Consider the following 12,629-nt stretch of genomic DNA (forward strand, 5'->3'; position numbering starts at 1 on the left):
GCGACAGCTTGGGAGAGACGCGCGCCTCGCTCTGCCTTCTCTTGGCCGACCGGAATTCCAAACGTACCGGCAAGTTTGGGGTTCGCAATCCCGTCGGGGCTTTCTTTGGGCTCGCCAGAAAGGAAAGCGCGAGGCGTCGCTGTGATGGAAACGCTGATCGGTGAGCTGATGCAGTTCGTGCGAGAGAAGGCCTGATGCAGATATCCGATCAAGCAGGCATTGCGCAGGCTGAGCAAAGAGCAAGGCGACCCCTGTCATACGCGGACGCTTCTGACCGGGGACCTTGCGAGGGGCGGCAAGCCTCCCCTTCGAACCCCACCGGCGCGGGCGATGCCCCCGCCAAGGAGCGGCGGAGCGAAACCTTCGTCTTTCGCTGCACCCCGGCCGAAAAGGCCGCGCTTCGAGCCAAGGCTGAAGCGGCGGGCCTGTCGGCGGCTGATTTATTGCTCGAGGCTCTGAGGTTCACCGAGGCCCGCCGGCGCAAGCCGATCCCCCGTGCCGCGCCAGAGCTGGTGCGGGCGGTCGGGCGGATCGGCGGCAACCTCAACCAGATCGCCCGCTGGCTCAACCGGGCCGCGCGTGCCGGCGAGAGCCGCCAGATCGACGCCTTGCAGGTCGCCCGGCAACTGGTTGCCATCGAGCGCCAGCTTGCCCCGCTGATCGCGGAGGTGGGCCGATGCTGATCAAGTTCTTCCCGAACGGCAAGGGCGCGGGCGCCGGGCCAGTCGGCTATCTCGTCGCGCGCGAGGTGCTGGCCTATGACGAGAGCCGCGACAAGATCCGGGGCGACGACGGTCGGCCGACGACCGTGATCCGCGACACCTTGTCCGAGGTGCTGCGCGGTGATCCCAAGCGCACCGAGGCGCTGATCGACACTTGCCCGCATGACTGGAGCTACCGCGCCGGTGTCATCGCGTCACCGGCCGAGGACGCGCCGAGCGAGGCCGGGCAGCAGGAAGTCATGGATCGCTTTGAGGAGCTGGCCTTTGCGGGGCTCGATCCCGATGGCTACGACATGCTCCGGGTGCGCCACAGCCACGAGGGACGGATCGAGCTGCATTTCTGCACGCCGCGGATGGAGCTGGAAAGCGGCAAGAGCCTTCAACATCGCGCCGTCCGGCTATGAACGGGCCTTCGACAGCCTGCGCGACCTGATGAACAAGACCCACGGCTGGGCCGATCCGATGGACATCGCGCACGCACAGGAGGTGCGGCGGGTGCTTTCACTTTCCTTGAAACCGTGGCAGGGCGTGCCCGCACGGCCACGGGGCTCAGCTCCTCGATGCGGAAAGGGTGCGACAAAGCGGGACTGCCGCTCTGTTCGGCGCATGGACTCCGCAAGGCAATTTGCCGGCGTGTGGCCGAAATCGAGGGGGACGTCTTCAAGGTGATGGCGGTCAGTGGTCACACCGACATCAAGGAAGCGCAGAAATAGTGCGCACGTTCGGTCGCAAGAAGAAGGCCGACGCTGCGATTTCCAGCCTTCCGAGCGGGGGAAATGGGGAGCAGGGATTGACGAACCCTCTTGATGGGTTCGGCAAAAATGAAGGTAAGACTCTGAGAAAAAAGGGAAAATTATGGTATTTGGTAGGCCCGGAGGGATTCGAACCCCCAACCAAGGCGTTATGAGCGCCCTGCTCTGACCATTGAGCTACAGGCCCAGCATGGTTTTCCGTCTATCATGGTGACTGCGAGCGTCAAGGAATGCCTGCACCGGGAGGCGCGGATTTGCGGCCGGCGATCAGCTCCGGCACGCCGGCGTGCCGCGATCGAAGACCGAACTGCAGGAGGTGGCGGCCGAATCTCGTGCCGGCTGGCTGGCGCTTTCCGCGGTGGGGCCGCTTTGTGTGCCATCGGGCCGGTCGGGCGGTGTCGTCTCCTCCCGCACCACGGGGGAGGGCTCGCCCACGGGCGCGGTGACGCCGCCGGCAAGAACCGCGGAGCCGGTGCCCGCGATCACGAGCAGGGTTGCAACGGCGATGCGTTTCATCCTGTCCTCGAAATGACGCGCGCATGGCGAGGCGGCTTTGAGCCCGCCCTGATGCGCTCTTGAAATCCCCGTGACTCTAGCGCCGGCGCGCCTTGCTGCGCAAGGTGGCACGGCGGCGGAGATTGTGCCGCAGGGGCGGGCGGGACGATTGCCCCTGCGCCGCGAACGCGATAAAGGCAGGGCGAAACCTGTCGCGAACCCGGAGCCTGCCATGACCGACACGAAACCCGGCCTGACCTATGCCGATGCAGGGGTGGACATCGATGCGGGCAATGCGCTCGTCGAACGGATCAAGCCGGCCGCGAAGCGCACGGCCCGGTCGGGCACGATGTCGGGGCTTGGCGGCTTCGGCGCGCTTTTTGACCTGAAGGCCGCGGGCTACAATGACCCGATCCTCGTTGCCGCGACCGATGGTGTCGGCACGAAACTCCGCATCGCCATCGACACCGGCAACGTCGACACGATCGGCATCGACCTCGTCGCGATGTGCGTGAACGACCTCGTCTGCCAGGGCGCCGAGCCGCTGCTGTTCCTCGACTATTTCGCCACCGGCAAGCTCGATGTCGATCAGGCCACCCGGATCATCGAGGGCATCGCCGAGGGTTGCGCGCAGTCGGGCTGTGCGCTCATCGGCGGCGAGACCGCCGAGATGCCCGGCATGTACGCGAAGGACGATTTCGACCTTGCCGGTTTCGCCGTCGGCGCGATGGAGCGTGGCGCCGATCTGCCGGCGGGCGTGGCCGCGGGCGACGTGCTGCTCGGCCTCGGCTCGAACGGCGTGCATTCGAACGGCTACAGCTTCGTGCGCAAGGTGGTCGAGCTATCGGGCCTTGGCTGGCAGGCCGACTGCCCCTTCGCCGAGGGCACGCTCGGCGCCGCGCTGCTGGCCCCGACCCGGCTTTACGTCAAGCAGGCGCTGGCCGCGGTGCGCGCGGGCGGCGTGCATGCGCTCGCTCATATCACCGGCGGCGGCCTGACCGAGAACCTGCCGCGCGTGCTGCCCGAGGGGCTGGGCGCGACCATCGATCTGTCGTCGTGGCAGCTGCCGGGCGTGTTCCGCTGGCTGGCCGAGACTGCGCAGATGGCCGAGCCGGAACTGCTGAAGACCTTCAACTGCGGCATCGGCATGATCGCCGTCGTCGCCCCCGATCGTGCCGCCGAGCTCAAGGCGCTGCTCGAGGCCGAGGGCGAGACGGTCACCGTGATCGGCACCGTCACCGCGGGGCAGGGCGTCGCCTATACGGGCGCGCTTCTGTGAAACGCGTCGCGATCCTGATCTCGGGGGGCGGGTCGAACATGATCCGCCTCGTCGAGACGATGCAGGCCGAGGGCTATGCGGCGCCGGTGCTGGTCGCTTCGAACGACCCCACGGCGGCGGGGCTTGCGAAGGCCGCGGTGAAGGGGGTTCCGACCGTCGCCGTCGACCATCGCCCCTTCGGCAAGGATCGCGCCGCCTTCGAGGCCGAGCTGCTGCAACCGCTGCTGGCGGCCGAGCCGGACGTGCTCTGCCTTGCGGGCTTCATGCGGGTGCTGACGCCCGGCTTCGTCACCCGCTTCTCGGGGCGGATGCTGAACATCCACCCCTCGCTCTTGCCGAAATACCCGGGGCTGCACACGCATCAGCGTGCCCTCGATGCCGGCGATGCCGAGGCCGGCTGCACCGTGCACGAGGTCACGCCGGTGCTCGACGATGGCCCGATCCTCGGTCAGGCGCGGGTGCCGGTGCTGCCGGGCGACGATGCCGACACGCTCGCCGCGCGGGTGCTGACAATGGAACATCAGCTTTACCCCGCCGTGCTGCGCCGCTTCGTGGCGGGCGACCGGACGCCGGTTCTGCTCTGACGCCGCCGCGCCCGGCCGCAAGGTTGGCGCCTCCGGCGGAGGTATTTTCGGCAAGATGAAAGCCGATGGCCCGGTCCTTTCGCGACCGGGCTTTTTCTTGGGCCAAATCCTCCCGCCGGAGGCTTCCGGCCGCGCCGCGGGCCCTGCCGGAGCAGGTATTTGCACGCGCGGCCCCGCAAGCGGCTTTCCTTTCCGCCGGCGACTCCCTAAAGGTCGGAAAACAACGGAATGCGGGATGACCCCGCGGACAGGACGCCGATGCAGACCATCACCACCACCGAAGCCCTCGCCGAATTCTGTGCGAAGGCGAAAGCCCAGCCCTACGTCACCGTCGACACCGAGTTCCTGCGCGAACGCACCTACTGGTCGAAGCTGTGCCTCGTGCAACTCGCGATCCCGCCGGCCAAGGACGGCGAGGCGGTGCTTCTCGACCCGCTGGCCGAGGGGCTCTCGCTCGAACCGCTCTACGACCTCTTCCGCCACGAGGCGACGGTGAAGGTCTTCCATGCCGCGCGTCAGGATCTCGAGATCTTCTTCGTCGACGCGGGCCTCTTCCCGAAGCCGCTCTTCGACACCCAGGTCGCCGCGATGGTGTGCGGCTTCGGCGAGCAGGTCGGCTACGAGACGCTGGTGAAGAAGATCGCCCGCCAGGCGCTCGACAAGACCTCGCGCTTCACCGACTGGTCGCGCCGGCCGCTGACCGATGCGCAGAAGAATTACGCCATCGCCGATGTCACCCATCTGCGGGTGATCTACGAGTTCCTGTCGAAGGAGCTGGAGAAATCGGGCCGCCACGTCTGGGTCGAGGAAGAGGAGGCGATCTTGCTTTCGCCCGACACCTATACCACGCTGCCCGAAGACGCCTGGCTTCGGGTGAAGACCCGCACCACCTCGGGGCGGTTCCTCGCCGTGGTGCGCGAGCTTGCCCGCTTCCGCGAGGGCTATGCGCAGAACAAGAACATCCCGCGCTCGCGCATCTTCAAGGATGACGCATTGCTGGAACTGGCTTCGACCCGGCCCACCACGCTCGACGAGCTCGGCAAGTCGCGGCTTCTGCTGCGCGAGGCGCGGCGGGGCGACATCGCCGAGGGCATCATCACCGCGGTGAAGGCCGCGCTCGAGATGGAGCCGGAGAACTATCCGCATGTGCCCGACGAGCAGCACCAGCTGCAGGTGAACACGGCACTGGCCGACCTGCTGCGTGTGCTGCTGAAGGCGAAATCCGAGGAGACCGGGGTGGCGGCCAAGCTGATCGCCACCTCGTCCGATCTCGACCGCATCGCCGCGGGCAAGCGCGACGTGCCGGCGCTGACCGGCTGGCGCGCCGATGTCTTTGGCCGCGATGCGCTGCGTCTGGCGAAGGGCGAGATCGGCCTCACCGCCGCAGGTGGCGCGGTGCGCGTCGTCGTGGTGTAAGACTTTTCGGGCCCGGCTTGTCCGGGCCCGAGTGCCGCTCAGGCGGCCTTGATCGCGTCGATCTCGGACAGCAGCCGGTCGCAGTCAGCGGCGGTGCCGATCGAGATCCGCAGCCAGTCCCGTGTCCGCCCCTTCGCGAAATGCCGCACCAGGATGCCGCGCTCGCGCAGCGCCTGCAGCATCTCGGCCGCGCCAAGGCCCGTTGGGGAGGCAAAGACGAAGTTCGCGGCCGAGGGCAGCACCGAAAAGCCGCGGGCCTGAAGCCCCGCGGTCAGCCGCGCACGGTCGGCCATCACCTTGTGCCGCGTCTCGTCGAACCAGGCCGTATCCTCCCAAGCTGCCAGCGCGCCAGCGAGCGCCAGCCGGTCGAGCGGGTAGGAGTTGAAACTGTCCTTGATCCGGGTGAGCCCCTCGATCAGCGCGGGCTGGCCAAGCGCAAAGCCCACCCGCAACCCGGCAAGGCTGCGCGATTTCGAGAAGGTCTGCACCACCAGCAGGTTGTCGTAGCGCGCGACCAGCGGCGCCATGCTGTCCGCGCCGAAATCGATATAGGCCTCGTCGACCAGCACCACGACATCGGGGTTCGCCTGCAGCACCCGCTCGATCGCGGCCGGGGGCAGGGCGATGCCGGTCGGGGCATTGGGGTTGGCGATCACGATGCCGGCGCAGGGGCCCGCAAGCGCCTCGGTGTTCAGGCTGAAATCGGCATCGAGCGGCACCTGCCGGAACGGGATGCCGTAAAGCGTGCAATAGGTCGGATAGAAGCTGTAGCTGACATCGGGGAACAGCAGTTCTCCCTTGCCGCGGAAGAAGGCGTGGAAGGCATGGGCCAGCACCTCGTCCGAGCCGTTGCCGGCAAAGACGTGATCCGCGCCGAGGCCGAAGCGCGCACCGATCGCGGTGCGCAGTGCCGCCGCCGTCGGGTCGGGGTAAAGCCGCAGCGCATCGCCGGTCGCGGCCCGGATCGCCTCGATGGCGCGGGGCGAGGGGCCATAGGGGTTCTCGTTGGTGTTGAGCTTGACGAAGGTGCGGTCCTTCGGCTGCTCGCCCGGCGTGTAGGGGGCAAGCGCCTCGACCCCCGGGCTCCAGAACCTGCTCATGCTGTGCCTCCGCTTGTGGCCGTTCCGGGCCGCAACCTAGCGCAGGCCCGGCACCGCGACCATCGCGAAACGGCGCTCAGCGGCTGATCGAGCGTTCGTTCTGCGCCCCGATCACCACGATCTTGCGGGTGTCGGCAAGGCGCACGTTGTTGATGAAGGCCGCTGCCGTCACCGTGCGCGAGCCTGCGTTCATCACCCGCTGCGAGGCGGGCGAGCCGGGCTCGGGCGGGGCGACGACGAAGCGGTAGGTGATGACGCCATCGACCGGGCGGGCGTCGTCATCGGCCTCGAGCGCGGCGCCCCACCACCCTTGCGTCGGCGGCAGGCCGGTGACCGAGACGATGGCGCCGGTCGGCGTGCGCTTGATCTCGAGCGTGCTGACGTCGGCCACGAGGGTGCGGTGATCGGCCTTGGCCTTGAGATAGCCGGTCTTCGGCTCGAGGGTCTGCACCTTTTCGGACTTGCCGAACCAGTTCCGCGGGTTCACCCGGCTTTCCTTCCAGCCGCCGCAGCCGGCGAGCGCGACGGAAAGGGCGAGCGGAAGGACAAGGGCGGGGCGAAGCGGTTTCATGGCGTCTCCGGTCTGGTGCGCGCGGCAGGCGTGCGCTTTGCCCTTGGGTAGCCGATCGCGGGGCTTTTGAAAAGCCGCCACTGGACCCTTGCGGCGTGCGGGGGTAGGCAGGGGAAAACCCGTGCAAGGAGGGGACCATGGCCAGCGCCGCCTTCGAGGAGATCGCCGAAACCTTCGACTTCCTGGATGACTGGGAAGACCGCTATCGCCACGTCATCGAGCTGGGAAAGGCGCTGCCGGACATGGACCCGGCGCTGAAAGTGCCGGCGACCAAGGTCGAGGGCTGTGCAAGCCAGGTCTGGCTCTTGCCGCGGATCGCGGGCACCGGCCCCGCCGCGCGCGTCGACTTCGAGGGCGAGTCGGATGCGATGATCGTCGAGGGGCTGATCGCGATCCTGCACGCGCTCTATTCCGGGCTGAGCGCGTCCGAGGTGCTGACCGTCGACGCCAAGGCCGAGCTTGGCCGGCTCGGTCTGAACGAGCACCTGAGCCAGCAGCGCTCGAACGGGCTTGCGGCGATGGTCGAACGGATCCGCAAGCTCGCGGCCGAGGCTGCGGCGGGCTGAGAGAGACGGGCAGGGGGCGTCGCCCCCGGCGAGCAGTGGACTGAAAACGGGGGGCTTGCGCCCCCCGGTCTCATTTGAAGTTGCGGCTGTCCTTGATCTGGTCCCAGGCCCAGACCACCTCCTGCAGCATTTCCTCCTGGCTGCGGTCGCCGCCGTTCATGTCCGGGTGCAACACCTTGATCAGCGCCTTGTAGCTCTTGCGGATCTCGGCCTTGGTCATGCTGTCCTTGGCGTCGAGAATGTCGAGCGCGCGGCGCTCGGTCGGCGGCAGCTTGCGCCCGACGACGGTGCGGCCGGGGTTCTGCGTGGCGTTCTCGCCCAGCAGCTCCTGCGGGTCCGAGATCCCGTGCCGGGCCCAGCCCATTTCCTCCTTCGAGCGCCCGAAGGGCTTCGTCGGCCGTTCCCAGACCGTTGCATTCTCGAGGAAGCGCTGGAACTCCTCTTCCGACTGTCCCTGGAAATAGTTCCAGTTCAGGTTGTACTCGCGCACATGGTCCTTGCAGAACCAGAAATAGTCGTCGAGCACCTTCGGGCTTTTCGGCGCCCGGTACTGGCCGGGCTCGGTGCAGCCCTCGTGGTCGCATTTGCGCGTCGAGGTCTCGAATGCGCCCGACATCCCGCGCTTGCCCTTGGTCCGACGCTTCTTGTCGGCGGCTGCCGAGATGTTGAAGCCGAAGGGATCGGTCCCGCTCATGTCTGCCTCTTGTCCTTTTCGCATTCCCGCGTGGCGGCCCGCTTGACGGGGCCGGCCGACTCGGGCCACGCAGTCTAAGCAATTTGCCACGAGGCGAAAGGGGCGCAGCACGATGACGGGCGGAAATTCACCGGTGGCTGACGAGATCCGGGCGCGGCTTGCGGCGCTCGAACCGAGCCATCTGGAAATCATCGACGAAAGCGCGCGTCACGCCGGCCATTCGGCCGCCGCCGTGGCCGGCGAAAGCCATTTCCGGCTGCGGCTTTGGGTGCCGTCTCTGGCGCAGGCCTCGCGGATCGCACGGCACCGGGCCGTCCATGCCGCACTCGGGCCCGGGCTGCTGGCCCGGGTTCATGCGCTGGCGATCGAGTTCGAGGATCAGACCTCTTCTTCCTCGGCCGGGCCGAGTCGCGGCGCCTTGCCCTCGGGCGCATAGACCGAGAGCATCCGCGCCCGCCGCTCGGCGGCGCTTTGCGCAGCCAGCGCGGGGGCCTCGCCCGAGATCCCCTCGCCGCGGAACGGGCGACGGAAGACGAGCAGGTTGTGGAACACCGTCGTCTTCGAGGTCAGGCCCGCGCGCTCCTCGGCCGGAAGCGCCTCGGCGCGCCAGTATTCCCAGCCCTCCGCCGCGAGTTCGTTCATCGTGAGCGTGAGCGCATGGGCGAAACGTTCCGCCCCGGTCTTCAGCCCGCGTTCCTTCTCGCCTCGTTGCGGGGCGGGGATCACCTTGTATTCATAAGCCTGCATGACGCACCTCTTTGCGGGGCCGTTGTTACCGAGTTGTGCGGGACGGTCAAGGAACGAAGGGGTGAGCCGCGAAAAAGCGGGACTGCGGTGCAGTCCCGCCGCGGCGAACGCCGCGACCGTGGAGGGGCGGGGGGAAGAAAAAGTCGGGGTTGCGGGGGGCTGGCCTGCGTAAAGCGGTGGAAAACCCCACTTGCACATTTGTGGCCCGGGCGCTGTGCTGGGAGCAGCATGGCAAGGGAGACCGGTGATGGAAGAGATGCCGCTGGGCAGGGCGTTCACCCTGCTCGAGCCCGGGCCGGTGATCTGGGTGGTGACCGACGACGGGACGCGGGCGAATGTGATGACGATCAGCTGGACGATAGTGCTCGACTTCGATGCGCGTTTCGCGATCTGCACCGGGCCCTGGAACAGCTCCTATGCCGCGCTCGAGGAACAGCGCGACTGCGTGATCGCAATTCCGCCGGCCGAGATGATCGACACCGTGCTGGGGGTGGGGACCTGCTCGGGCAAGGTGGTGGACAAGATCGCGCGCTTCGGCCTGCGCACCCAGCCCGCGCGCCACGTCCGCCCGCCGCTCCTTGCCGATTGCATCGCCGCTGTCGAATGCCGCGTCGTCGACATCGTCGAGGCGCACAGCATCGTGGTGCTGCAGGGCGTGGCGGCCTGGACCAACCCGGCGCTTTCGGGGGCGCGGATGCTGCATGCCGTGGGCGACGGCACCTTCATCGCCGATGGCGAGCATTTCGACCGGCGCGCGCAGATGGCCTCGAAACTGCCGCCGGGGATCTGAACGGAACAGGGCGCCCGAAGGCGCCCTGACCCCTGTCGCGCGGCCCCGGGATCAGATCCCGAGCTTCTGCGCCACGATTTCCTTCACCGCGGCCGGGTTCGCCTTGCCGCCCGAGGCCTTGATCACCTGGCCGACGAACCAGCCCACCAGCTTCGGGTTGGCCTTCGCCTTCTCGACCTCGGCCGGGCTTTCCGCGATGATCTTGTCCACCGCAGCCTCGATCGCGCCAAGGTCGGTGACCTGCTTCATGCCGCGTGCGGTGACGATCTCGGCCGGATCGCCGCCCTCGGTATAGACGATCTCGAACAGGTCCTTGGCGATCTTGCCCGAGATGTCGCCCGACTTGATCAGGGTGATGATGCCGCCAAGCTGCGCGGGGCTCATCGGGCTTGCGTCGATCTCGGCACCGTCCTTCTTCAGCCGGCCGAAGAGCTCGTTGATGACCCAGTTCGCGGCCAGCTTGCCGTCGTCGCACACCGCCACGACCGCCTCGAAGTAATCGGCATTCTCGACCTCGGCGGTCAGCACCGAGGCGTCGTATTCGCTCAGCCCAAGCGCATCGACGAAGCGCGCCTTCTTCTCGTCCGGCAACTCCGGCATCGCCGCGGCGATGCCGTCGACCCAGCCCTGCTCGATCTCGAGCGGCAGCAGGTCGGGGCAGGGGAAGTAGCGATAGTCATGCGCCTCTTCCTTCGAGCGCATCGAGCGCGTCTCGTTCTTGTCCGGATCGTAGAGGCGGGTTTCCTGCACCACCACGCCGCCATCCTCGAGAATCGCGATCTGGCGGCGCGCCTCGTAGTCGATCGCGGCCTGGATGAAGCGCATCGAGTTCATGTTCTTCAGCTCGCAGCGCGTGCCGAGATGGCTGAAATCCTGCGTTTCCTGGTATTTCTCGTATTGCCCGGGGCGGCAGACCGAGACGTTCACGTCGCAGCGCAGGTTGCCGTTTTGCATGTTGCCGTCACAGGTGCCCAGATAGCGCAGGATCTGGCGCAGCTTCACGACATAGGCAGCCGCCTCCTCAGGGCCGCGGATGTCGGGGCGCGAGACGATCTCCATCAGCGCGACGCCGGTGCGGTTCAGGTCGACGAAGGACATGGTCGGGTCCATGTCGTGGATCGACTTGCCGGCGTCCTGCTCGAGGTGGATGCGCTCGATCCGCACCTTGCGGGCAACGCCCGGGCCCATGTCGACGAGGATCTCGCCCTCGCCCACGATCGGGTGGTAGAGCTGGCTGATCTGATAGCCCTGCGGCAGGTCGGGATAGAAGTAGTTCTTCCGGTCGAAGGCCGAGCGCAGGTTGATCGCCGCTTTCAGGCCAAGCCCGGTCTTCACCGCCTGGGCGATGCAGAATTCGTTGATCACCGGCAGCATGCCGGGCATCGCGGCGTCGACGAAGGCGACGTGGCTGTTCGGTTCCGCGCCGAAGCCGGTCGAGGCGCCGGAGAAGAGCTTGGCGTTCGAGCTCACCTGCGCGTGCACCTCCATCCCGATCACCAGTTCCCAGTCGGCCTTTGCGCCGGCGATGACTTTCGGTTCGGGGGTCTTGTAGCTGAGATGGTCGAGCATGGTCCGCTTCCGTATCAGGGTCTGGCTCGCGTTCTAGGACGTCGGCGCCGCCGGGGCAAGAACCCCGGGCGTTTCAAGCCCGGTTCCGTGCACAAGGGGGCGCGGCGCCCTCGGGCTTCGCCCTCACTCACGGGATATCGGGGGAAATTGGACGCAAAAACCCCTTCGCGCTTTCGCCTTGCCCGAAATACCTCGGGGGTGAATTGGCGCAGCCAAGAGGGGGCAGCGCCCCCTTCTGCCCCGCCGGGTTCAGCCGGCGCGGAAATGCTTGGCGAGTTTCAGCCCCTGCCCCTGATAGTTCGAGGCGATGCCGGTGCCGTAAAGCCGTTCCGGGCGCGCGGTCATCCGCTCGTAGACGAGCCGGCCCACGACCTGTCCGTGTTCCAGAACAAAGGGCGCCTCGTGACAGCGCACCTCAAGCACGCCGCGCGAGCCTGTGCCGCCCGCCGCACCATGGCCGAAGCCCGGGTCGAAGAAGCCGGCGTAATGCACCCGGAACTCGCCCACCATGGCGAGATAGGGCGCCATCTCGGCGGCGTAATCGGGCGGGATCGTCACCGCCTCGCGCGAGACGAGGATGTAGAAGGCGCCGGGGTCGAGGATGATGCGTCCCTCACGGGTGCGCAGCTCCTCCCAGAAATCGGCGGCGAGGTAATGGCCGATGCGGTCAAGGTCGATCACCCCGGTGTGCGGCTTCGCGCGGTAGCCGACGAGGTCGCCGGTCTCGGGCAGCAGGTCGACCGAGAAGCCGAGCCCGGCGTCGATCACCGCCTCTCCGGTGACGAGCGGCTCGGCCGCGTGCAGCGCCTTCAGTTCCGGGTCGCTCAGCACGGCCTGACCGCGGCGGAAGCGGATCTGATTGAGCCGCATGCCGGGCCGCACCAGCACCGAGAAGGAGCGCGGGCAGATCTCGGCATAGAGCGGGCCGGCATAGCCCTCGGGGATGCGGTCGAATTCGGTGCCGCCGTCGGTGATCACCCGGGTCAGCAGGTCAAGCCGGCCGGTCGAGCTTTTTGCATTGGCGACGGCGGTGATGCCCTCGGGCAGCGCCAGCCCCTCCATCAGTGGCACGAGGTAGACGCAGCCCTTTTCCAGCACCGCCCCATGCGAGAGATCCATCCGGTGCATCTCGAAATCGGCGAGCTTGGTCTCGACGCGGGTGCCGCGGCCGGCGAGGAAGGAGGCGCGGATCCGGTAGGCGACGCTGCCGAGCCGCAGATCAAGGCTCGCGGGCTGGATCTGGCCGGGCACGAGGGGCAGGGCGGCAGTGATCTCGCCGTGCTCGACCATCGCGCGGATCGCGCTGTCGGGCAGAACGCCGTGGGTCATCGCAGCCTCCCTCGC

At 67.6% G+C, this 12,629-nt stretch carries 15 protein-coding genes and 1 tRNA gene; 8 read left to right on the forward strand and 8 right to left on the reverse strand.

From position 1 onward, the window contains the following. Positions 1-194: 194 nt before the first annotated feature. Both EOW65_RS00120 and EOW65_RS00125 read left to right on the forward strand, forming a co-directional pair. A complete protein-coding gene (locus EOW65_RS00120; protein ID WP_128147012.1) occupies positions 195-683 on the forward strand; it encodes a plasmid mobilization protein in 489 nt (162 codons plus the stop codon). Beyond that, entirely contained in the window at positions 677-1,126 is a 450-nt protein-coding gene (locus tag EOW65_RS00125) for a relaxase family protein (protein ID WP_206363994.1), read from the forward strand. The genes EOW65_RS00120 and EOW65_RS00125 overlap by 7 nt, the downstream gene beginning before the upstream one ends. A 459-nt stretch (positions 1,127-1,585) precedes the next feature. Here EOW65_RS00125 and EOW65_RS00130 read toward each other — a convergent pair. After that, positions 1,586-1,661: transfer RNA gene (locus EOW65_RS00130), tRNA-Ile, on the reverse strand. 80 nt (positions 1,662-1,741) lie between these two features. Then, entirely contained in the window at positions 1,742-1,990 is a 249-nt protein-coding gene (locus EOW65_RS00135) for a hypothetical protein (protein WP_128147013.1), read from the reverse strand. 211 nt (positions 1,991-2,201) lie between these two features. Here EOW65_RS00135 and purM point away from each other — a divergent pair, with 211 nt between their 5' ends. From purM to rnd, 3 genes are all read left to right on the forward strand, one after another. Beyond that, the gene (gene purM / locus EOW65_RS00140; protein WP_128147014.1) at positions 2,202-3,248 is read left to right on the forward strand and encodes a phosphoribosylformylglycinamidine cyclo-ligase; all 1,047 of its coding nucleotides are present in this window, start codon (positions 2,202-2,204) and stop codon (positions 3,246-3,248) included. Then, entirely contained in the window at positions 3,245-3,832 is a 588-nt protein-coding gene (gene purN, locus EOW65_RS00145) for a phosphoribosylglycinamide formyltransferase (protein WP_128147015.1), read from the forward strand. Before purM ends, purN begins: the two co-directional genes overlap by 4 nt. Positions 3,833-4,090: 258 nt before the next feature. After that, the gene (rnd, locus tag EOW65_RS00150; protein ID WP_128147236.1) at positions 4,091-5,248 is read left to right on the forward strand and encodes a ribonuclease D; all 1,158 of its coding nucleotides are present in this window, start codon (positions 4,091-4,093) and stop codon (positions 5,246-5,248) included. A gap of 38 nt (positions 5,249-5,286) precedes the next feature. Here the strand turns inward: rnd and hisC are convergent, their stop codons facing one another. After that, positions 5,287-6,348: a histidinol-phosphate transaminase gene (gene hisC / locus EOW65_RS00155; protein WP_128147016.1), complete on the reverse strand. Its 1,062-nt coding sequence runs from the start codon at positions 6,346-6,348 to the stop codon at positions 5,287-5,289. A 76-nt stretch (positions 6,349-6,424) separates the two neighbouring features. Continuing rightward, a complete protein-coding gene (locus EOW65_RS00160) occupies positions 6,425-6,919 on the reverse strand; it encodes a hypothetical protein (RefSeq protein WP_128147017.1) in 495 nt (164 codons plus the stop codon). A 137-nt stretch (positions 6,920-7,056) separates the two neighbouring features. On the opposite strand from EOW65_RS00160, the gene EOW65_RS00165 reads away from it, so the two are divergent. Then, complete coding sequence (locus EOW65_RS00165; RefSeq protein WP_128147018.1) at positions 7,057-7,485, forward strand: SufE family protein; 429 nt, start codon at positions 7,057-7,059, stop codon at positions 7,483-7,485. A 70-nt stretch (positions 7,486-7,555) separates the two neighbouring features. Here the strand turns inward: EOW65_RS00165 and EOW65_RS00170 are convergent, their stop codons facing one another. Then, the gene (locus EOW65_RS00170) at positions 7,556-8,179 is read right to left on the reverse strand and encodes a J domain-containing protein (protein WP_128147019.1); all 624 of its coding nucleotides are present in this window, start codon (positions 8,177-8,179) and stop codon (positions 7,556-7,558) included. A gap of 133 nt (positions 8,180-8,312) precedes the next feature. On the opposite strand from EOW65_RS00170, the gene EOW65_RS00175 reads away from it, so the two are divergent. Then, positions 8,313-8,615: a BolA family protein gene (locus EOW65_RS00175; protein WP_369407164.1), complete on the forward strand. Its 303-nt coding sequence runs from the start codon at positions 8,313-8,315 to the stop codon at positions 8,613-8,615. On the opposite strand, the gene EOW65_RS00180 is transcribed toward EOW65_RS00175, so the two are convergent. Then, a complete protein-coding gene (locus tag EOW65_RS00180) occupies positions 8,558-8,926 on the reverse strand; it encodes a DUF4177 domain-containing protein (protein ID WP_128147021.1) in 369 nt (122 codons plus the stop codon). The genes EOW65_RS00175 and EOW65_RS00180 overlap by 58 nt on opposite strands. 247 nt (positions 8,927-9,173) lie before the next feature. Between EOW65_RS00180 and EOW65_RS00185 the strand changes: the two genes are divergently transcribed. After that, on the forward strand, positions 9,174-9,716 hold the full coding sequence (locus EOW65_RS00185; protein WP_128147022.1) for a flavin reductase family protein: 543 nt from the start codon (positions 9,174-9,176) through the stop codon (positions 9,714-9,716). A 51-nt stretch (positions 9,717-9,767) separates the two neighbouring features. Here the strand turns inward: EOW65_RS00185 and gatB are convergent, their stop codons facing one another. Beyond that, positions 9,768-11,285, reverse strand: coding sequence for an Asp-tRNA(Asn)/Glu-tRNA(Gln) amidotransferase subunit GatB (gene gatB, locus EOW65_RS00190; protein WP_128147023.1), 1,518 nt, complete (start codon positions 11,283-11,285; stop codon positions 9,768-9,770). A gap of 249 nt (positions 11,286-11,534) precedes the next feature. After that, positions 11,535-12,614: a 2'-deoxycytidine 5'-triphosphate deaminase gene (locus tag EOW65_RS00195; RefSeq protein ID WP_128147024.1), complete on the reverse strand. Its 1,080-nt coding sequence runs from the start codon at positions 12,612-12,614 to the stop codon at positions 11,535-11,537. Positions 12,615-12,629: the final 15 nt, after the last annotated feature.

The sequence above is a fragment of the Paenirhodobacter ferrireducens genome (assembly GCF_004022265.1).
GTDB classification, from domain to species: Bacteria; Pseudomonadota; Alphaproteobacteria; order Rhodobacterales; family Rhodobacteraceae; genus Rhodobacter; species Rhodobacter ferrireducens.

Bases quoted from the DNA above. Each gene is read 5' to 3' on its own strand.
- EOW65_RS00120 (WP_128147012.1), top strand. From the start codon at position 195: ATGCAGATATCCGATCAAGCAGGCATTGCGCAGGCTGAGCAAAGAGCA.
- EOW65_RS00125 (WP_206363994.1), top strand. From the start codon at position 677: ATGCTGATCAAGTTCTTCCCGAACGGCAAGGGCGCGGGCGCCGGGCCA.
- EOW65_RS00135 (WP_128147013.1), bottom strand. From the start codon at position 1,990: ATGAAACGCATCGCCGTTGCAACCCTGCTCGTGATCGCGGGCACCGGC.
- purM (WP_128147014.1), top strand. From the start codon at position 2,202: ATGACCGACACGAAACCCGGCCTGACCTATGCCGATGCAGGGGTGGAC.
- rnd (WP_128147236.1), top strand. From the start codon at position 4,091: ATGCAGACCATCACCACCACCGAAGCCCTCGCCGAATTCTGTGCGAAG.
- hisC (WP_128147016.1), bottom strand. From the start codon at position 6,348: ATGAGCAGGTTCTGGAGCCCGGGGGTCGAGGCGCTTGCCCCCTACACG.
- EOW65_RS00160 (WP_128147017.1), bottom strand. From the start codon at position 6,919: ATGAAACCGCTTCGCCCCGCCCTTGTCCTTCCGCTCGCCCTTTCCGTC.
- EOW65_RS00165 (WP_128147018.1), top strand. From the start codon at position 7,057: ATGGCCAGCGCCGCCTTCGAGGAGATCGCCGAAACCTTCGACTTCCTG.
- EOW65_RS00170 (WP_128147019.1), bottom strand. From the start codon at position 8,179: ATGAGCGGGACCGATCCCTTCGGCTTCAACATCTCGGCAGCCGCCGAC.
- EOW65_RS00180 (WP_128147021.1), bottom strand. From the start codon at position 8,926: ATGCAGGCTTATGAATACAAGGTGATCCCCGCCCCGCAACGAGGCGAG.
- EOW65_RS00185 (WP_128147022.1), top strand. From the start codon at position 9,174: ATGGAAGAGATGCCGCTGGGCAGGGCGTTCACCCTGCTCGAGCCCGGG.
- gatB (WP_128147023.1), bottom strand. From the start codon at position 11,285: ATGCTCGACCATCTCAGCTACAAGACCCCCGAACCGAAAGTCATCGCC.
- EOW65_RS00195 (WP_128147024.1), bottom strand. From the start codon at position 12,614: ATGACCCACGGCGTTCTGCCCGACAGCGCGATCCGCGCGATGGTCGAG.